This window comes from Ruegeria sp. HKCCA5763 (genome assembly GCF_013034545.1).
In the GTDB taxonomy this organism is placed as follows: domain Bacteria; phylum Pseudomonadota; class Alphaproteobacteria; order Rhodobacterales; family Rhodobacteraceae; genus Ruegeria.
The window spans coordinates 53083-71825 of sequence record NZ_WQGF01000010.1 but is presented as its reverse complement, the minus strand read 5'-3'; the positions used below and the strand labels follow the sequence as shown (position 1 = coordinate 71825).

Here is an 18743-nt window from a genome sequence, read left to right as displayed (position 1 = left end):
ATTTCCCAACCAACCGAGGATAGAGCCTGTGAGGATAAACCGTGCGTCGCCGGGATCAACTCACAAAGCTGGAAACGTGAGGGACCGAGGCGCAAAAACCGCAAATTGCACCTTAAAGGAGCGTGTCATGTTCAAAGGCTCAATGCCAGCCCTCGTCACCCCGTTCAATAACGGCGAGTTGGACCTGAAGACGCTCAAACACCTTGTGGATTGGCAGATCACCGAAGGCTCGACCGGTCTGGTGCCGGTCGGAACCACGGGCGAGAGCCCCACGCTCAGCCATGATGAGCATGAAACGGTGATCGAAGAGGTTGTGAAAACAGCGGCGGGCCGCGTTCCGGTCATCGCCGGGGCCGGATCGAACAATACGGTCGAGGCTATTCGGTTCGTGCAGTTCGCCGAAAAGGTCGGCGCGGACGCAGCGCTGGTCGTCACCCCCTATTACAACAAGCCGACCCAAAACGGCCTGATCGCACATTTTCAGGCTCTGCACGAAGCTGCGAATATTCCGATCATCATCTACAACATTCCCGGACGGTCCGTTGTCGATATGACACCCTCTACAATGGGTGAGTTGTCGAAGCTGCCACGCATCGTTGGAGTCAAAGACGCCACGGGCGATCTGGCCCGTGTCAGCCAACAGCGCGCGACCTGTGGCTCAGATTTCTGCCAGCTTTCCGGTGAAGATGCGACGGCGCTTGGTTTCAATGCTCATGGCGGTGTTGGCTGCATCTCGGTCACCGCAAACGTAGCCCCCAGGCTCTGTGCCGAGTTCCAACAGGCCACACTGACCGGGGACTATGCAAAAGCGCTGGCCTATCAGGACAAGTTGATGCCGCTGCACGAAGCCATCTTTATCGAGCCGGGCCTTGTTGGCGCCAAATACGCACTCAGCAAACTTGGTCTCTGCAGCACCGAGGTCCGTTCACCTTTGACCGAGCTTGAGGACAGCACCAAGGCCGCAATTGAAGCCGCAATGGCACATGCCAGCCTGATCTAAGATGGACCCGAGATGACAAAAGGGCGGCCTCGAAGCACGAGAGCCGCCCTTTTCATTTTACGGGTCCAGACTTCATCTGGCTATAAATACCTCGGGGGAGGCGCGGCTTGCCGCGTCGGGGGCAGAGCCCCCTTTAACGTTTCCCGTAGTATAGCCCTACGACATGTTCTGCTTGCGCAAAGAACAACCAGCGTGACGTCGCCACACCCGCCAGATGCGACGCTACGGCCAGCAACGCGAAGACGTGATTGAATGGTAAAACCAGCAGCAACACCGGCAGCAAAAAGGCCAGAACAAACGAGATGATCCGCAGCTTCTCGGCATGTTTGCGACCGACTACGTGCACAAATTCCCGCAGCAGATAGTTGGTTCCGGTATGCGGTGGTTCAAAGGCGCGGACGGATCCGCGCGCGCCAAGACCAGTCGCGGTGCCCAGATCGGTTCCCGAGGATGTAAACGCCTGATCCCCTTTGCGCCAGTACAAGATCTGTACAAGCGCGGCGATCAGAAGCAGTGGAATAGCAACGCTTGTTTGACCAGCCAGCAATGCACCACCCGCCAAGCTAAAGCTAAGGAACATCACTGGGGTCAGGTTCATGTTCCAGCGCGGGATGGTTTTGAGCTGTGTGTAGATCATCGACGTGGTGAAAACAGTTGCCAGCGAGAACAGCGCACCGATCAAGCCCAAAAGGCTCCACTTCTGATCCAGAAATACCAGACCAAGCGCGTAGAGGCCCATGAAAATCAGGGCCAGAACAGCGCACCAGCCTTCGCGGCTGAGCCAACTGGTCTTCCATTGGGTAAAGGCTTTCCAAGCGCGCTCCGGGTGGCCCAGATGGAACGTTGATGCCATCAGCCCGCCGACAGCCAACGCATAGGCGATGGCAAAGAAGACAAAAGCTATCCAGCCCGAGACGGCTGGAAACCCGAGGCCCAGGAAGACCAACAGGCCAAAACCCAGTCCGGACAAAGTGGTGAAGATAATGACGGAGGGTGCAGGATGCATCAGAGTTTCTCCAGCGTCTTGTCGAGCCAGCCGAGGAAACCTTTGGGTTCTTCAGCGACCGGCGCCAACAGGGGTGCCAATATGTCGATTTGGTCTTCAACCGTATCCTTGGGGCGCGGCGGCAGGTATTTGTTAACGGGTTTGGTGCCCATTTCGGGCATCAGATCCATGCCACCCCGGTCTGCAACCAGCTTGCTGACGTCGCTGTCAGGATCGCCCAGATCGCCAAAGTGCCGAGCACCAGCGGGGCAGGTGCGTACACAAGAAGGGACACGATCCACCTCTGGCAGGTTTTCGTTATAGATTCGGTCAACGCAGAGCGTACATTTTTTCATGACGCCTTCGGCCTGATCCAGCTCGCGCGCGCCGTAAGGGCACGACCAAGCGCAGAGGCCGCAGCCGATGCAGTCGCTTTCGTTCACCAAAACGATGCCGTCTTCAACACGCTTATAGCTGGCACCAGTCGGGCAGACGGTGACGCAGGGCGCATCTTCGCAATGCAGGCACGACTTAGGGAAGTGGATCAACTGAGCGTGACCTTCCGCAGGTTGCACTTCGTACGAATGCACCCGGTTCAGGAACGTGCCCGAGGGGTTGGCGCCATAGGCGTCCTGGTCGGACAGAGGCGCGCCGTAGTTTTCGGTATTCCAGCCTTTGCACGAGATCACGCAGGCGTGGCAGCCCACGCAGGTGTCCAGGTCAATGACCAGACCCATCTTGCGCTCGGTGGATGTGGGGAGCTGGGTCATGACTGCCTTGCCTCCGCGATTGTTGTGAGGGCGGGCTGGGGCTCAGCCCCAGACCCCGAGGTATTTTGGGCCAGATGAAAAGCGGATCGGGTCATTTTCCCACCTTCCACGCCAGGTCTTTCGGACCTTGGCCAACTGGTGATTTGATCGGTGCAAATTCCGGCTGGCTTTCTGCATCTGAAGGCGGTGCGGCCTTTTCGAGTTTGACTTTGAGGTCAAACCAAGCGGCCTGACCGGTGATCGGGTCGGAATTGGCCCAGCGCAAACCGTCGCCCTTTGCTGGCAGAAGCTCGTGGATCAGGTGGTTCAGCAGGAAACCCTTGGTGGCTTCGGGCGCGTCCTCCTGCAGGGCCCAAGCGCCTTTGCGTTTGCCGATGGCGTTCCAGGTCCAGACGGTGTTGTCGTTCAGTGCCGCCATTTCCATGACCGGGACCGTGATCTCTCCGTGCGGAGACGTCACCTTGGCCCAATCGCCGTCCTGCAGCCCGTGCTCGCGCATCAGCTTGGTCGGCACGTAGAGCGGGTTGCGCCCGTGCAATTGGCGCAGCCAGGCGTTCTGGGTGCCCCAGCTGTGATACATCGCCATCGGGCGTTGGGTCAGGGCATTGACGGTGAAGCCCTCGTTGCCAGTCTGATCGGTTTCGTACCAGATGGGCATCGGGTCCAGCGTCTCTTTTATGCGCGCGCGCAGATGATCCGGCGGTTGACGTTCGCCATGGCCTTCGGCGGCCAGCTGGAATTTGCGCATCGGTTCGGAATAAAGCTGGAACAGGTAGGGTTGCGGGCTGTCATAGATGCCCATGTCTACGGCCCAGTCCTGATAGGCAGTGTTCCACGGCTTGTAATAATCCGCACCCTGAGGGATGTGGGCCACGTAGAAGCCGCCGTTTTCGATGTAGCGGTTCAACTGGTCCGGGTTGACCTCGCCCCGACCTTCCTTGTCGCCGTTCTCGCCCCGGAACCCAGCCAGCGGGCCGATGCCCGGTTTGCGTTCGTGGTTCACGATGTAATCGGCATAGTCCGTCCACTTGGCACTGCCGTCTTCATTGGTGAAGCCGGGCAGGCCCATGCGGTTGGCCAGATCGATCAGCACCGACTGGAACCCGCGTACGTCGCGATCAGGTTCGATTACAGGCCAGCGGATCGCGTCTGCGGCGGCTTCGGCCTCGCAGATGGGGCGGTCAAGCAGTGAGATACAATCGTGGCGTTCCAGATAGGTGGTATCTGGCAGGATCAGGTCGGCATAAGCCACCATTTCCGAACTGTAGGCATCGGAGTAGATGATGCGCGGGATCACGTAATCGCCGTTCTCATCCTTGTCGGTCAACATCTCCATGACGCCCTTGGTGTTCATGGTCGAGTTCCACGACATGTTGGCCATGTACATGAAAAGCGTATCGATCTTGTAGGGATCACCTGCGTGGGCGTTCGAGATCACCATATGCATCAGCCCGTGGCTGGACATCGGGTTTTCCCATGTAAACGCCTTGTCGATCCTCGCCGGGCTGCCATCAGCCTTGAGTGCCAGATCATCAGGTCCTTGAACAAAGCCCAGATGCGGGCCGTCCAGCGGTGAGTTCGGAGTAACCTTGCAATGTGGTTTCGGGTGCGCCTCGACCGGTTTGGGGTAGGGCGGTTTGAAGCGAAAGCCGCCGGGAACCTCGACCGTGCCCAGCAGGATCTGAAGCACATGCAGCGCGCGGCAGGTTTGGAAACCGTTGGCATGGGCCGAGACGCCGCGCATCGAGTGCATGGCGACGGGCCGGCCGATCATCTTGGTGTGTTTTTCACCGCGGAAATCGGTCCATTCGTGATCCAACTCGAACGCTTCGTCGAAGGCGACGCGGGCCAGTTCACCTGCGATGGCACGGATACGCTGGGCCGGGATGCCGCACTGATCGGCGACATTCTCGGGGGCATATTCATCGCTGAGATACCGTTCGGCCATCAGGTGGAAGACCGGGCGGTGGGTGACGCCGTCTTTTTCGTAAGTGGCCGACAAGTCCGGGCGAACACCGGGCTTGTCAAAGGCAGTCAATTCACCGGTGACGCGGTCGATGACAAGCGGTTTGCCATCCTCATCCCGCAGGAACAAACCCTTGGTCGCGCCTTCGGACGCGTCGATCAGTACCGGTGCGTTGGTGTAGCGGCTGAGGTAGTCGAGGTCGATCTTGCCTGCTTTCATCAACACGTGAATCATAGACAGGATGAACAGCCCATCGGTGCCCGGTGTGATGCCGACCCAGTCATCCGCCACGGCGTTATAGCCCGAGCGGATCGGGTTGACACCGATGACCCGCGCACCTCGAGCCTTGATTTTGCCGATACCTATTTTGATCGGGTTTGAATCGTGGTCTTCCGCCACGCCAAACAACATGAACAGCTTGGTGTGGTCCCAGTCGGGTTGTCCGAATTCCCAGAACGCGCCGCCCATCGTATAGATGCCACCCGCAGCCATGTTTACGGAGCAGAAACCGCCATGCGCTGCGTAATTACATGTGCCAAAATTTTGTGCCCAGAAACTGGTGAAACTTTGGCTCTGGTCGCGGCCGGTGAAGAAGGCCAGCTTTTCAGGATTGTCCTCGCGGATCGGCTTCAACCAGCTGACGGCAAGTTCCAGCGCTTCATCCCAGCTGATTTCCTCGAACTCACCCGAGCCGCGCGGGCCAACGCGTTTCAGCGGCGCCCGCAGCCGCGACGGCGCGTTGACCTGCATGATCCCCGCAGAGCCTTTGGCGCACAGGACGCCTTTGTTGACGGGGTGATCCCGGTTGCCCTCGATATAGGCGACTTTGCCGTCTTTCATGTGCACGTTGATGCCGCAGCGGCAGGCACACATATAGCACGTGGTCTTGCGCACCTCGTCCGAAACTTTCGGAGATGTATCAAGGATCGGCTGCTGATGGGTCATTGGCGGGTCCTGTCGGTTGGGTTGGGAAGAATGTGTCAGTTTCTTCCCAATTTGAGAACACTGTTCCGAAAAACGGTGCGAATAAGTGCGTTACGTCTTTTTGGCTTGCAGGCAGGTCACAGCGATCATTTGAGTCACATCCTCGGCGGAGCATCCGCGCGAAAGATCGTTGGCCGGTTGGGCCAGCCCCTGAAGCACAGGACCAATCGCGGTGTAACCTCCCAGTCTTTGAGTGATCTTGTAGCCGATATTGCCCGCATCGAGATTGGGGAAAATCATCACGTTGGCCTGACCGGCGACGGATGATCCGGGGGATTTGCGTTCGCCGACCGAAGGAACAAAAGCGGCGTCAAACTGCAATTCTCCGTCGACGGACAGATCAGGTGCGGTCTGACGTAAAGTGTCCGTGGCTTCGATCACCTTGTCCACGTCCGGGTGTTTGGCGCTGCCTTTCGTCGAAAAACTGAGCATTGCGATTTTGGGATCGATCTGAAGAAGAGTCTTTGCCGAAGCGGCCGAGGCGATGGCGATTTTGCTCAATTCAGAAGCAGACGGATTGATGACCAGACCGCAGTCTGAATAAAGCATAGCCCGTGCGTCGGGTTGGGCATTTTCCGGAGGGTACATCAGAAAAAATGACGAAACCATTCCTGCATCGGGGGCCATTCCGATGACCTGAATTGCAGCACGGACAATATCGCCGGTGGTGTGCACTGCACCGCCAACCGTTCCGGTGGCGCGCCCGCTGCGCACCAGCATGGCGGCATAGACCGGCGCTGTTTCAACGGCAGCGCGAGCCTTGGCCAAGTCGACGCCCTTGTGTTTGCGCAATTCGTAAAATGTTTGGGTAAACTCCTCGGTCAGATCCGAGGTTGCAGGGTCATGCACCGCAACGTTCTGTGAAGGAGCAGCACCTTGGTCTTTCAGGGCTGCTTCGACTTCGGCTTGCGGGCCAACCAGAATAACATCGGCCAGATCGGCCTTTTGGGCGGCAAGCGCCCCCGCAACAACGCGGGGATCACTGCCTTCGCATAAAGAAATCACAGGACGGGTGGCCGGGGCGCGCTGACGCAACAGCTCGATTGGTGTTTGGGTCATGCGCGCTGGCTCCTGTTCTGCTTAGACGGCTTGCTCGCGCATGTCGTCGGCGTCGATACCGGCAACAGCTACAGGCTTTTTCATCGCGTCACGGCGGAAGGGCTCACCCAGTTCTTGGTTGATCAGAGCTTCGATCAGAGTGGTGATGCCGTTTTTCTGGTCTTCAATCGCCTGGTTCAGCGCATCGGTCAGCTCTTCCTGAGTGCGAGCGACAACGCCTTTCAGTCCACAGGCCTTGGCGATACCGGCATAGGAAACCTGAGTGTCCAGCTCGGTGCCGACGAAGTTGTCATCGAACCACAGGGTCGAGTTCCGCTTTTCCGCACCCCACTGGTAGTTGCGGAAAACGATCTGAGTCACGGCGGGCCATTCCGAACGGCCAATGGCGGTCAGTTCGTTCACGGCGATACCGAATGCACCGTCACCAGCAAAGCCGACAACAGGAACGTCTGGCTGGCCGATTTTCGCGCCAACGATGGCAGGCAGACCGTAGCCACAGGGGCCGAACAGGCCAGGGGCCAGGTACTTGCGGCCTTCTTCGAAGGACGGGTAGGCGTTGCCGATGGCGCAGTTGTTGCCGATGTCGGACGAGATGATCGCCTCTTTCGGCAGCGCGGCCTGGATTGCGCGCCATGCCATGCGGGGGCTCATCCAGTCAGGCTTGGCAGCACGTGCACGCTCGTTCCAGGTGGTGCCCGGATCGTCGTCTTCGTGGGTCATCGAGGTCAGTTCCTGTGCCCATGCGGATTTCTTCTGGGCGATACGGTCCTTACGCTCTTGACGGCCTTCGTCACCTGCAGTTTCGCTCAGGCGAGACAGGATGCCGGTGGCCACTTTGGCTGCGTCACCGATGATGCCGACGCTGACGTCTTTGGTGAGGCCGATACGGTCAGGGTTGATGTCGACCTGAATGATCTTCGCGTCTGCCGGCCAATAGTTGATGCCGTAGCCGGGCAGGGTCGAGAACGGGTTCAGACGCGTTCCCAGAGCCAGAACAACGTCTGCTTCCGAGATCAGCTCCATACCGGCTTTCGAGCCGTTATAGCCCAGCGGGCCAGCAAACAGCGGGTGGTTGCCGGGGAAGGCGTCGTTGTGCTGGTAGCCAACGCAGACCGGGGCGTCCAGACGCTCGGCCAGGGCTTTCGAAGCTTCGATGCCACCTTCGGCCAGAACAACACCGGCACCGTTCAGGATGACCGGGTTCTTGGCGTTCGAAAGCATTTCTGCAGCTGCCGCAACCGCATCTTCACCGCCTGCGGGACGTTCGAATTCCACGATCTTGGGCAGCTCGATGTCTACAACCTGGGTCCACATGTCGCGCGGGATGTTCAGCTGCGCCGGTGCGCTGGCGCGCTTGGCGTTCATGATCACGCGGTTCAGAACTTCGGCAACGCGCGAGGGGTCACGCACTTCTTCCTGGTAAGCAACACAGTCTGCGAACATGCGCATCTGCTCCATCTCCTGGAAGCCGCCTTGACCGATGGTCTTGTTGGCTGCCTGCGGAGTGACCAGCAGAACCGGAGTGTGGTTCCAGTAGGCGGTCTTAACAGCGGTGACAAAGTTGGTGATGCCAGGGCCGTTCTGCGCGATCATCATCGACATTTTGCCAGTGGCGCGGGTGTAGCCGTCTGCCATCATGCCGCCTGAACCTTCGTGGGCGCAATCCCAGAAGTTGATTCCAGCTTTCGGGAACAGATCCGAAATCGGCATCATTGCCGAGCCAATGATACCGAACGCATGTTCGATCCCGTGCATCTGCAGAACCTTAACAAAGGCTTCTTCGGTCGTCATCTTCATGTGAGTGCTCTCCAAACAAGTGGGTGAAACCGGGCAGATTGCCCGGGGTTTGATAAGGTTTTGGCGTATGGCCGCGACTGGCGTTAGGGCCAAAACGAAAGCCAGATTAGGTCCAGATGCCGCTTAGGCAGTCCGAATGGCGTCTGCGATCAGTTTGACGCCCGGCGCGATGCGCTCGGTCGAGATCGAGGAGTAACCGAGGCGGTAGAAGTTCTGAGGTCTGTTCCGCCCGGAGAAAAATGGCGCGCCTGGTTCAATATGAACACCTTGGGATTGCAGCTTTAATGCAAGTTGGGTCGTGTCTACTTGTTCGGGTGCTGACATCCACATTGAGGACCCGCCAATCACGCCACGTCCGGCCACGGTCAGCCCGCTTTCTTCTATGGCTGAGTTCATTGCCGTACGCCGCTCTTGCAAAGCTTTGGACATGCGCCGGATCTGCGCGTCGTAGTGACCCAGTGATAGAAAATATGCTGCTGTACGCTGTATGTGACCAGGCGGGTGACGCAGGACCAATGACCGAAGTGCACGTGCTTCACGGATAAAAGGTTCAGAGCCGACCATATATCCAAGTCGCAAACCGGGGAACAGCGACTTGGAAAAACTGCCGACATAAATCACGCGCCCATCCCGATCCATGGATTTGAGTGCTGGGGACGGCGCACCTCGAAAAGCCATTTCAAACTCGTAGTCATCTTCGACAACCATCGCATCCAGTTCGTGGGCTCGATCCAGCAGTTGGTTGCGGCGCTCGATTGGCATTGTCGCGGTGGTCGGGCTTTGATGGCTGGGAGTCGTAAAGATGACATCGGCGTCGTCAGGGATCGCCTCAGGCGGAAGCCCGTTTTGATCGACACTCAAGGGCGTAACCGCGCAGTCCCAATGGTTCAGTAGGCTCCGGAGCGCGTAGTAGCAGGGGTCTTCAATCACGGCGGAACGATTGTGAGTCAGCAAGATTCGCGACGCCAGCCAGAGCGCGTTCTGCGCGCCCAACGTGATCAGTATTTCTTCGGGGCGGGCGGTAATGCCGCGCCTGGGAAGGGTGTGGCGGGCGATGAACTCGACCAGAAGAGGGTCATCCTGATCCACGTAATCACCGGTCAGTGAATCGAAGTCCTTGTGTCCCAACGCGCGCACGGCGCACAAGCGCCAGTTGGCGTGATCAAACAAAGTCCGGTCAGCCTGTCCGTAAATGAACGGATAGCGGTACTCGCGCCAGTCGCTGGGTTTTGGCAGTACGTTGCGGTCCAGAAAACGACGCGCCAGTGCTTTGTCCCAGTCAACGGATTCTGTGCCGCGCTGGACAGGAGAGTATTTGGGTGGGACAGGAGCGTTATGCGAAACGTAGTATCCAGATCGTCCCTTAGCAGTCAGGTAGTCATTCGCCAGCAACTCTGTATAGGCCAGCGTTACCGTGATTCGACTGACGCCAAGGTGGGCGGCCAGTTTACGCGAGGAGGGTAGCTTTTCTCCTACGTGAAAGCGTCCTGACAAGATGCCCTCGGCAATCATCTGCTGGATCTGAGCCTGCAGCGTGCCCTGACCGTTGAGCTCAAGAAAGAATGTATCAACCGAAATCCCCATGCTTGCTTATAGGGTGGACTTAAGGGGTGTGCAATCTGGACTTACATGGGCGCGACGTATTTTCCGGGCCTGGGTTGACTAGAGGATTTATTTAAACTAAAAAACCGGAAATCTAGTTTAATGGAGGTGCCGCATGTGGGAAGCAGCAGCTGCCGGATTTTCCGCCATGGGCTCGGAGGCCCGGCTGAAGGTCCTCAAGACCCTGGTACGGGCTGGCGAGGCCGGTTTGACGGTTGGTGAAATACAGAGCAGGACGGGTATCGCCCCGTCGACCTTGGCCCATCACCTGCGGTTTCTTGCGGCCGGTGGTGTGGTTGAACAGGAAAAGATCGGGCGTACCACGATCAACCGGGCCAGTTACGATGAATTGAGAAACCTTGCGCAGTTCATTCTAAGCGAATGTTGCGCCGACGCGGTTGGAGAGGCTGCGAACGATGGCTGAATTAACACAAAACCCCAAAGTGACTGCCAAGGGCGTGATTGAACTGATCAAGACGCCGTGGGCATTGATCGTTGCAATTCTTGCGGCTGTGGCGGTCCTGGATCCAGGTAATCTGCGCGAAGTCATAACGTTTGCCGCCAAGGCTTTGGCGCATACAGGGCAATACATCCTGTTTGCCGTGTTGCTCTTGTCATACCTGAAGGCGACCGGTGCGGAAGTGATGGTGGCGCGCGCCTTTGAGGGGCGCGAGACCCGGATGATCTTTCTGGCTGCACTGTTTGGTGGGCTGGCGCCCTTCTGTTCTTGTGAGGTCATTCCATTTATCGCGGGTCTTCTGGCCCTTGGGGCGCCGTTGTCAGCGGTTATGGCGTTCTGGCTCAGCTCGCCCTTGATCGACCCGCCGACGCTTTTGATTGCCGCTGGTGCATTGGGATGGCCCTTTGCCATTGGCAAAGCCGTCGCGGCCGTTGCTTTGGGCCTGTTTGGTGGGTTCGCGGTGCGGCTGCTGATGCGCCAGGGTGCATTTGCCCAGCCTCTGCGCGAATACAAACCGGTTGGATGCTGCGGATGCGGTCCAAAACTGGATGACAAGCCAGTCTGGAAATTCTGGCAGGAGCCTGAGCGACGCGTTCGGTTCCGCTCGGAATTCGTGCACAACGGCTTGTTCCTGTTAAAATGGCTGGCTCTGGCCTACGTGCTCGAAGCCCTGTTGGTCAACTACGTACCTGCCGACCTCATCGCTGGCGCGGTTGGTGGGGAAGGTGTGCTGCCCATCGTTGTCGCCGCTTTGGTGGGAATGCCGGCCTATCTGAACTCGTACGTCGCACCGCCACTGCTGGCCGGTTTGATGGAGCAAGGAATGACAGCAGGGGCAGCGATGTCGTTTATGGTTGCTGGTGCCGTCAGCTCGATCCCGGCGATGGCCGCTGTGTGGTCGCTGGTAAAACCCCGCGTGTTTGCGACCTACCTGAGTCTTGGTGTGGGTGGTGCGATTTTCGCAGGTATCATCTTTCAGATGGTATAAATACAAAAGCCGCCCGACGTGAGGGCCGGGCGGCTTTATTACACGGGTTCAACCCATCAGTTGTCTTCGCACAGGTGTGGCAGTTTGAACCTATACCGGGCCTCGCCACTTTCGACATATACGCGTTTCTCGATACAAGCCGTTGTGCCCACGGTTTGGGAAATTTGCCCTTCGGTCGACGTGATTGAAGTAGCAGATCCATCCGGCAACCGAACCGAGGCGATGACTCCGTTTTTAAGATCTCCGTTCACCGCAGTCGCAGTCAAAACCGGTACTGTCAGGAAGGCTTCGTGCTCGTGTTCACCTTCGTCACCCAGCAGAAACAGGAACGTGACAATAGCGATCATGACAACGCCGCCAGCCAAACCAAGACCCCAGGTTTTGAGGAAGGCATAAATCGAGACGGCGCGATGCGGGCCAAAAACAGCGGAAAAAACGTTAAGCATGGCTAGTCCGTAAAAAAGCCCCAGCCGTACCGGCCAGGGCTGATTTTGGATTATGGGCGAAGATCATCTTCGTCTTCGTCATCCGCCCCACCTTTGGGAAGGTTGAAGAAGCTGTCGGCATCGATGACCGGCTCTTCGTCTTTTTCTTCTGCTGGCTCGTCGGACAGCGAGAAGGTTTCGAGCCCTTCAATGGCTGTCGGAATCTTCGGCGCGGCATCCATTTCCAGAGACTGTTCGGTCGAGACCAGTTTGCGACGCTCATCATCGCTCATCACACCGCCTTCGGCTGCTTTCTTGGCGGCTGCTTTCTGAACGGCTGTGTCCAGCTCAGATTGTTTGCAAAGGCCCAGAGCAACCGGGTCGATAGGCTGCATGTTGGTGATGTTCCAGTGGGTACGCTCGCGGATCGACTGGATTGTCGGTTTGGTGGTGCCCACCAACTTGGCAATCTGGCCATCGCTGAGTTCGGGGTGGAACTTGACCAGCCACAGGATCGAGTTCGGACGGTCCTGACGCTTGGACAACGGGGTGTAACGCGGACCACGGCGCTTTTCTTCGCCAGCGGCCGAAGGATTGAACTTGAGCTTCAGCTTGTGAAGCGGGTTGTTCTGCGCCGCGTCGATCTCGTCCTGCGTCAGCTGGTTGTTGGCGATCGGGTCAAAGCCCTTAACGCCAGCAGCGACATCACCATCGGCGATGCCCTGCACTTCCAACTCGTGCATTCCTACGAAATCCGCGATCTGCTTGAAGCTGATCGTGGTGTTGTCCACCAGCCATACGGCGGTTGCCTTGGCCATAAGCGGTTTTGCCATCAGCCCGTCTCCTATACATACATCTGTCCCGTCGCCGGAATGCGGCGGCCCCGGGGATTTGGGGCAGGTTTCCGTTGTCGGGGAACTTGGGGCCTATATAGTCCCGCATGTGCAAGAAGGGAAGAGGCGAATGCGCTGGTTCGTATTGTGGGTCTTCAGCGCGGTTGCCGCGCTGGCCGAAGGCGAAAAGGCCGGAGAGTTCGATTACTATGTTCTGTCGCTCAGCTGGTCGCCCAACTGGTGCGCCCGCGAAGGTGATGCGCGTGGGTCTGATCAGTGCGATGCGCGTCATGATCATGGCTGGATTCTGCATGGCCTTTGGCCGCAATTTCACCAAGGCTGGCCGTCGTATTGCAGAACGCCGGAAGCACCGCCAACCCGACGTATGACACGCGAAATGGAAGATATTCAGGGCAGTGCGGGCCTAGCCTGGCACCAGTGGAAGAAACACGGCACCTGTTCCGGGCTGTCGGCAGCCGATTATTTCGCGCTGTCCCGGAGTACCTATGATGCGGTTGAGCGCCCGGAGGTCTTCCGCAAGCTGGACGCATCCGTGAAGTTACCCGCCGAAGTGGTCGAAGAAGCGTTTCTGAAGGCCAATCCCGAACTAGAGCGCGACATGATCACGGTCACGTGCAAGCAAGGCTATATCGAAGAGGTCCGCCTGTGCCTGTCGCGCGACCTTGATCCCGTGCCTTGTGGCCGTGACGTGATCCGCGACTGCACCGCAAAGGACGCTCTGTTCGATCCGATTCGTTAAAGCTTTTTGTTCTGACAATCGCGGGCATAGTCCAGTGCTTTGGCGGTGCCTTTGAGATCGATGGCCATGACGACCTCACCAGCCGGATTGTAGACGGTCATTGTCTTGTTTTGGGCGATTGCGTTGACGAAGCCTCTGTCGGTGAAAAACACGGTTGCGCCCGGCACGTCGCGCTCGTTGAACCCGATGGCCGTGGCATCATAGCTTTTGCCGTCCAGATCAAAGCGGATCGGATAGCTCTCACCCTGTTTAATGTCGCCCCACGCCTTGTTGTAGACTGCGAAATACCCGCGATTGCCCAATGCGTCGTAGCCCAACCTGACCACCGAGAGATCCTGATACACCGTCTGGATCAGACAGCCATTGCCAAGTGCTGGGTCCATCATGATGTTCCAGCCTTCGACGAAGCCCTTGTCGACAAGTTCCTGCGACAGGGCGGTGGTTGCAGTGAAGGTGGCGAAGGTGAGGGCGAGAAGGCGGGTCATAACGTATTCCAATCAAAGGGATCAAGTCTGAGGCATTCTACTACGCGCGCACGGAAGGCAAAGGCCCTTTTGCTTTTTAGCGACCTTTTTGACTCCGGGTCTTGATCCATGCGCAAGGGTGAACCCTGCTATGAAGGCTTGGCCAGCAACTTGAAACCCGGACGCTGACCCATAGTTTTATGCCGAAACAGATTCAGGAGCGTTCCATGTCTCAATTTCCAAGAACCATTTCACATATCGGATTGTCGGTTCCAAATGTGGATGAGGCTGTAAAATTCTACTCCGAGGTCCTAGGGTTTTACGTCATCATGACGCCCACGGATGTGGTCGAGGATGACTCGGATATTGGCGTCATGTGCACGGATGTTTTTGGTCCGGATTGGAAAAAACTACGTATCGCACATCTGGCGACTGCGGATCGCATCGGGATTGAGCTTTTTGAGTTTGACGGGAATTACGCGCCCGAAAACAACATCGATTTCCGCAGAAATGGAACGTTTCACTTTTGCATTCAGGACCCTGACGTCGAAGGTCTGGTCGAAAAGATTGTGCAAGCCGGTGGAAAACAGCGGATGCCGATCCGGCACTATTATCCCGGAGAAAAGCCATACCGCATGGTCTATGTTGAAGACCCATTTGGTATCGTATTCGAACTCTACAGCCACTCGTATGAGCTGACCTACTCGTCTGGTGCTTACACCTGAAGCCTGCGAGCATGCTTTGATAAGCGTTAGGGCGAGAATGCAGTTGTCGCGCTGGTCCAACACGACCCGCTATATTTCCTTTCGCGCCCTGAGTGCCGCGGTGATTGTCCCGTCATCCAGATAATCCAGCTCTCCGCCAATCGGCACGCCCTGAGCCAGTGAGGTCAGGCGGACCTGCCCCTCCAACTGATCGGCGATGTAGTGGGCTGTGGTTTGGCCATCGACGGTGGCGTTGAGCGCAAGGATAACCTCTGTGATCCCTTCGGCCAGAACCCGATCCTTCAGGCGCGGGATGCGCAATTCGTCCGGGCCAACTCCGTCCAGCGCCGACAGCGTGCCGCCCAGAACGTGATAGCGGCCCTTGAACACGCCAGCGCGTTCCATCGCCCAGAGGTCGGCCACGTCTTCGACGACGCACAGCTCTCCGGTTGCGCGGTCCTCGCTGTTGCAGATGTCACAGATATCGGTGGTGCCCACATTGCCGCAATTCAGGCATTCCCGAGCGGTGATTGCGACCTGCTGCATCGCGTCTGAAAGGGGCGTCAGCAGCAGGGCGCGTTTTCGAATCAGGTGCAACACCGCGCGGCGGGCCGAGCGGGGGCCAAGGCCGGGCAGTTTGGCCATCAGGTCGATCAGATTGTCGATGTCGCTGTTCGAACTCACGGTCTGTCCTGCGTATCGCCGGAGGGAAGCTCCGGCGAATCCAATTGTGAAATGATGAAAATCAGAACGGCAGCTTGATGTCTGCGGGCAGGCCCATGCTTTCGGTCAGCTTGGCCATTTCAGCCTGAGAGCGCTCGGCAGCTTTGGTCTGCGCGTCCTTGATGGCAGCCAAAATCAGGTCTTCGACCACTTCCTTGTCGTCACCGTTGAATATCGACGGGTCGATGTCCAGACCTTTGAGCTCGCCTTTGGCGGTCGCCGTCGCCTTGACCAGACCAGCCCCGGATTCACCGACAACCATCATGTTGTTCAGCTCTTCCTGCATTTCGGTCATCTTTGTTTGCAAGTCCTGCGCGGATTTCATCATCTTGGCCATGTCGCCCAGACCGCCAAGCCCGCCGAGTCCTTTCAGCATAGGTATTCTCCTGTGTCTCTGTTTGGTCTCTAGATACGGCCCGTCGAAGCGCGGCACAAGGGTTGTCCCGCCGGTCGGAGAGGTCTTTCAAACCACGCGGACGTCGTGCAAGCCGTCTGTCTCGGTAACCGAGCAGCAGATCGATTTCAGGGTTCTTGGATGGTCGTAGTCCCAGGGACGACCGCGATGCATTGTTGCGCGCTCGTCCCAGATCAATACATCGCCGACGGACCAATGGTGCGAATAGACGTATTCGGGCTGCGTGCAAAACGCGATGGCTTCGTCCAGTAGGGACTGACTTTGTTCATGCCCCATGCCTTCGATGGCAAAGGCGTGCGAGGCGATGAACAGGGCTTCTTCTCCGGTTACCGGGTTCGGCCAAATCGCGCGCCATGGGCGATCTGGCCATCGCGTCATTTTTGGCAGCGCAGCGAGGTCGGCTGAAATTTTTGAACGGGAATGCGACAACCGGTGCCAGATGATGGCGTCCCTAAGAACGGATTTCAGACGATCTGGCATATGCGCCCAAGCGGCGCGGGTCGATGCGATCTCGGTTTCGCCGCCGGATGGCGGGACGACTTTTGCCGTCAGAATATTGATCAGCGCCGGCGTCGGCAGGAACGTGCTGTCTGTGTGCCACAACATGTTGGCCTGCAAATCCAACAGACGCAGATCGTCTTTCGCACGCAGCCCATCCTTGGTTTTGTTTGTCAGTTCGGGAAGCTGAAACTCAACATCGCGACCCGCTGCCATGGCTTCACGGTTTTCCAATGGCCCAAAAAGTTCGGCAAGGCGAATGTGGTCCGCATCAGATATCGATTGGGCCGGAAACAAAAGCACAGAGCGGGTTTCGAATGCGCGCCGGATTTCCGGAAAGTAACGCTGTTTGGTAACGTCGCGCAAATCTAGGTCGTGAACGACCAATCCGAAACGTGGGTGCAGTGGTGATGTTCGCATGAAATCCCTCCCTGGCATCATGGAAGGGTGTACCTGTTTGAAGGGTCGATCTGCTTCGTTTGCGACACGGGATCGAGCGCTTTCGGGTCAGTCTTCTTCGAACGGGTCCCACTCATCTTCAACTTCAGGAAGCGCTTCGGTCTCGACCTGGGCGGCGCGTTGTTCCGGCGTCTCGATCTTTGTGATCTTTGCCTTGGGGAATTGCGCCAGCACCGCCTGAACCAGAGGATGCTTTTCAGCTTCGGCCTTCAAGGCCAGCTCGGCCTCATCTCGCACTTCGGCAATTGTCGGCGTATCCCCGTTCGAGACGATCGAGACAGCCCACCGGTTTCCGGTCCAGCGTTGCAGGGCAGAGCCCAGCCGGGGCGCAAGGTCTGTCGTTGCATTCGTGGCTGGGGTGAACTCGATCCGACCGGGCTGATAAGACACAAGTCGCACGCCGTTTTCCACTTCAACCAGAAGCTTCACGTCGCGGTTGGCGCGGATCAGTTCGACCACGTGCTCAAAGGTCGGGTACCGGGCCAGGGCCGTCTGAGCATCCTGTGCCAATGCGGCAACCGGCGCGCCGCTTGAACCACGTGGGGCCGAGGCGTATGTGGATGCGGGGGTGGCGCTGGCCTGCGCGGGTGTTGCACCCTGCCGAGACATCAAGGTGCCGCCGCTAGGTCCACCTGCCGGAGGCGGCGGGGCGTCCTGCAGCCGTTTGACCAGTTCTTCAGGGCTGGGCAGATCAGCAACATGGGTCAGGCGGATAACGGCCATCTCAGCGGCCATCATGGCATTGGGCGCGGCCGAGACTTCTTCGAGCGCTTTCAGCAACATCTGCCACATCCGGGTCAGAACGCGCATCGGCAGGGCCTCTGCCATGTGTTGGCCACGGCTCCGTTCGTCCGGAGAAACGGTTGGGTCTTCGGCGGCGTCTGGCGTGATCTTCACGACGGACACCCAATGTGTGATCTCAGCCAGATCGCGCAAGACAGCCAATGGGTCAGCACCTTCTGCGTATTGGCCGCTGAGTTCTGTCAGTGCGCCTGCGGCGTCGCCCCGCAGGATCATGTCCATGAGGTCCAGAACGCGGCCACGGTCCGCAAGGCCCAGCATTGCGCGAACCTGTTCGGCAGTGGTTTCACCCGCCCCGTGCGATATCGCCTGGTCCAGCAGCGAGGTTGCATCCCTTGCAGACCCTTCCGCGGAGCGCGTGATCAGCGCCAGCGCATCTTCTGCGATCTCAGCGCCTTCCGCTGACGCGATCTTTTGCAGAAGGCCGATCATATCCTCGGGTTCGATCCGGCGCAGGTCAAAGCGCTGGCAGCGGGACAGAACTGTGACCGGCACCTTGCGGATTTCAGTGGTTGCAAAGATGAACTTCACATGCTCGGGCGGTTCCTCAAGCGTCTTGAGCAGCGCGTTGAAAGCGCTGGTCGAAAGCATGTGGACCTCATCGATGATGTATATCTTGTAACGCGCGCTGGCGGCGCGATAGCGGACACTGTCGATAATCTCGCGAATATCGTTCACGCCAGTTCGGCTGGCGGCGTCCATCTCCATCACATCGACGTGGCGGCCTTCCATGATCGCCACGCAGTGTTCGCATTGGCCGCAAGGTTCGGTCGTCGGGCCGCCATTACCGTCGGGCCCGATACAGTTCATACCCTTGGCGATGATCCGTGCGGTGGTGGTTTTTCCGGTGCCGCGAATGCCGGTCATGATGAAAGCCTGCGCAATCCGGTCCGCTTCGAACGCGTTTTTCAGGGTGCGCACCATGGCATCCTGACCCACCAGATCGGCAAAGGTTTCCGGGCGATATTTGCGGGCGAGAACCTGATAGGCGGGGCTGGGCGTGTCGGTCATGTTTTCTCGGTCGGATTCGGTGCTTCGGCTCAGCGTAGT

18 protein-coding genes are annotated in these 18743 nt (G+C 58.1%); 5 read left to right on the top strand and 13 right to left on the bottom strand.

Annotated features, from left to right (window positions below; genetic code table 11):
- Window positions 1–127: 127 nt before the first annotated feature.
- Window positions 128–1000, top strand: a complete 873-nt coding sequence (dapA, locus tag GOV89_RS16775) for a 4-hydroxy-tetrahydrodipicolinate synthase (protein WP_171180179.1) — start codon at window positions 128–130, stop codon at window positions 998–1000.
- Between the two features lie 133 nt (window positions 1001–1133).
- Here the strand turns inward: dapA and GOV89_RS16770 are convergent, their stop codons facing one another.
- The 6 genes from GOV89_RS16770 to GOV89_RS16745 all read right to left on the bottom strand — a co-directional run bounded on the left by GOV89_RS16770 (window position 1134) and on the right by GOV89_RS16745 (window position 10145).
- A complete protein-coding gene (locus GOV89_RS16770) occupies window positions 1134–2006 on the bottom strand; it encodes a DmsC/YnfH family molybdoenzyme membrane anchor subunit (protein ID WP_171180177.1) in 873 nt (290 codons plus the stop codon).
- The gene (locus GOV89_RS16765) at window positions 2006–2755 is read right to left on the bottom strand and encodes a 4Fe-4S dicluster domain-containing protein (protein WP_171180175.1); all 750 of its coding nucleotides are present in this window, start codon (window positions 2753–2755) and stop codon (window positions 2006–2008) included. The genes GOV89_RS16770 and GOV89_RS16765 overlap by 1 nt, the downstream gene beginning before the upstream one ends.
- Window positions 2756–2846: 91 nt before the next feature.
- On the bottom strand, window positions 2847–5666 hold the full coding sequence (locus GOV89_RS16760) for a molybdopterin oxidoreductase family protein (protein ID WP_171180173.1): 2820 nt from the start codon (window positions 5664–5666) through the stop codon (window positions 2847–2849).
- A gap of 90 nt (window positions 5667–5756) precedes the next feature.
- Window positions 5757–6764, bottom strand: a complete 1008-nt coding sequence (gene pta, locus GOV89_RS16755) for a phosphate acetyltransferase (RefSeq protein ID WP_171180170.1) — start codon at window positions 6762–6764, stop codon at window positions 5757–5759.
- A gap of 21 nt (window positions 6765–6785) precedes the next feature.
- Window positions 6786–8561, bottom strand: a complete 1776-nt coding sequence (xsc, locus tag GOV89_RS16750; protein ID WP_171180169.1) for a sulfoacetaldehyde acetyltransferase — start codon at window positions 8559–8561, stop codon at window positions 6786–6788.
- Between the two features lie 123 nt (window positions 8562–8684).
- On the bottom strand, window positions 8685–10145 hold the full coding sequence (locus GOV89_RS16745; protein WP_171180166.1) for a PLP-dependent aminotransferase family protein: 1461 nt from the start codon (window positions 10143–10145) through the stop codon (window positions 8685–8687).
- Between the two features lie 133 nt (window positions 10146–10278).
- On the opposite strand from GOV89_RS16745, the gene GOV89_RS16740 reads away from it, so the two are divergent.
- Window positions 10279–10587 carry a helix-turn-helix transcriptional regulator gene (locus GOV89_RS16740; RefSeq protein ID WP_171180164.1) on the top strand — a complete coding sequence of 103 codons (309 nt, stop codon included), beginning with the start codon at window positions 10279–10281 and terminating at the stop codon, window positions 10585–10587.
- A complete protein-coding gene (locus GOV89_RS16735; RefSeq protein ID WP_171180161.1) occupies window positions 10580–11611 on the top strand; it encodes a permease in 1032 nt (343 codons plus the stop codon). The genes GOV89_RS16740 and GOV89_RS16735 overlap by 8 nt, the downstream gene beginning before the upstream one ends.
- A 56-nt stretch (window positions 11612–11667) precedes the next feature.
- On the opposite strand, the gene GOV89_RS16730 is transcribed toward GOV89_RS16735, so the two are convergent.
- Together GOV89_RS16730 and GOV89_RS16725 are read right to left on the bottom strand one after the other, a co-directional pair.
- Window positions 11668–12057 (bottom strand): hypothetical protein, encoded by a 390-nt coding sequence (locus GOV89_RS16730; protein WP_171180160.1) that lies wholly within the window; start codon window positions 12055–12057, stop codon window positions 11668–11670.
- Window positions 12058–12107: 50 nt separating this feature from the next.
- Complete coding sequence (locus tag GOV89_RS16725; RefSeq protein WP_171180158.1) at window positions 12108–12869, bottom strand: DUF1013 domain-containing protein; 762 nt, start codon at window positions 12867–12869, stop codon at window positions 12108–12110.
- Window positions 12870–12999: 130 nt separating this feature from the next.
- Between GOV89_RS16725 and GOV89_RS16720 the strand changes: the two genes are divergently transcribed.
- Window positions 13000–13629, top strand: coding sequence for a ribonuclease T2 (locus GOV89_RS16720; RefSeq protein ID WP_171180155.1), 630 nt, complete (start codon window positions 13000–13002; stop codon window positions 13627–13629).
- Here GOV89_RS16720 and GOV89_RS16715 read toward each other — a convergent pair.
- The gene (locus tag GOV89_RS16715) at window positions 13626–14114 is read right to left on the bottom strand and encodes a hypothetical protein (protein ID WP_171238675.1); all 489 of its coding nucleotides are present in this window, start codon (window positions 14112–14114) and stop codon (window positions 13626–13628) included. The genes GOV89_RS16720 and GOV89_RS16715 overlap by 4 nt on opposite strands.
- A 206-nt stretch (window positions 14115–14320) precedes the next feature.
- On the opposite strand from GOV89_RS16715, the gene GOV89_RS16710 reads away from it, so the two are divergent.
- Window positions 14321–14818, top strand: a complete 498-nt coding sequence (locus tag GOV89_RS16710) for a lactoylglutathione lyase family protein (RefSeq protein ID WP_171238674.1) — start codon at window positions 14321–14323, stop codon at window positions 14816–14818.
- A gap of 69 nt (window positions 14819–14887) precedes the next feature.
- Here GOV89_RS16710 and recR read toward each other — a convergent pair whose 3' ends face one another.
- From recR to GOV89_RS16690, 4 genes are all read right to left on the bottom strand, one after another.
- On the bottom strand, window positions 14888–15481 hold the full coding sequence (gene recR, locus GOV89_RS16705; RefSeq protein ID WP_171180150.1) for a recombination mediator RecR: 594 nt from the start codon (window positions 15479–15481) through the stop codon (window positions 14888–14890).
- 61 nt (window positions 15482–15542) lie between these two features.
- Complete coding sequence (locus GOV89_RS16700; RefSeq protein ID WP_171180148.1) at window positions 15543–15896, bottom strand: YbaB/EbfC family nucleoid-associated protein; 354 nt, start codon at window positions 15894–15896, stop codon at window positions 15543–15545.
- 87 nt (window positions 15897–15983) lie between these two features.
- Window positions 15984–16853 (bottom strand): TauD/TfdA family dioxygenase, encoded by an 870-nt coding sequence (locus GOV89_RS16695; RefSeq protein ID WP_171180146.1) that lies wholly within the window; start codon window positions 16851–16853, stop codon window positions 15984–15986.
- An 87-nt stretch (window positions 16854–16940) separates the two neighbouring features.
- The gene (locus GOV89_RS16690) at window positions 16941–18704 is read right to left on the bottom strand and encodes a DNA polymerase III subunit gamma/tau (protein ID WP_171238673.1); all 1764 of its coding nucleotides are present in this window, start codon (window positions 18702–18704) and stop codon (window positions 16941–16943) included.
- Window positions 18705–18743 lie beyond the last annotated feature (39 nt).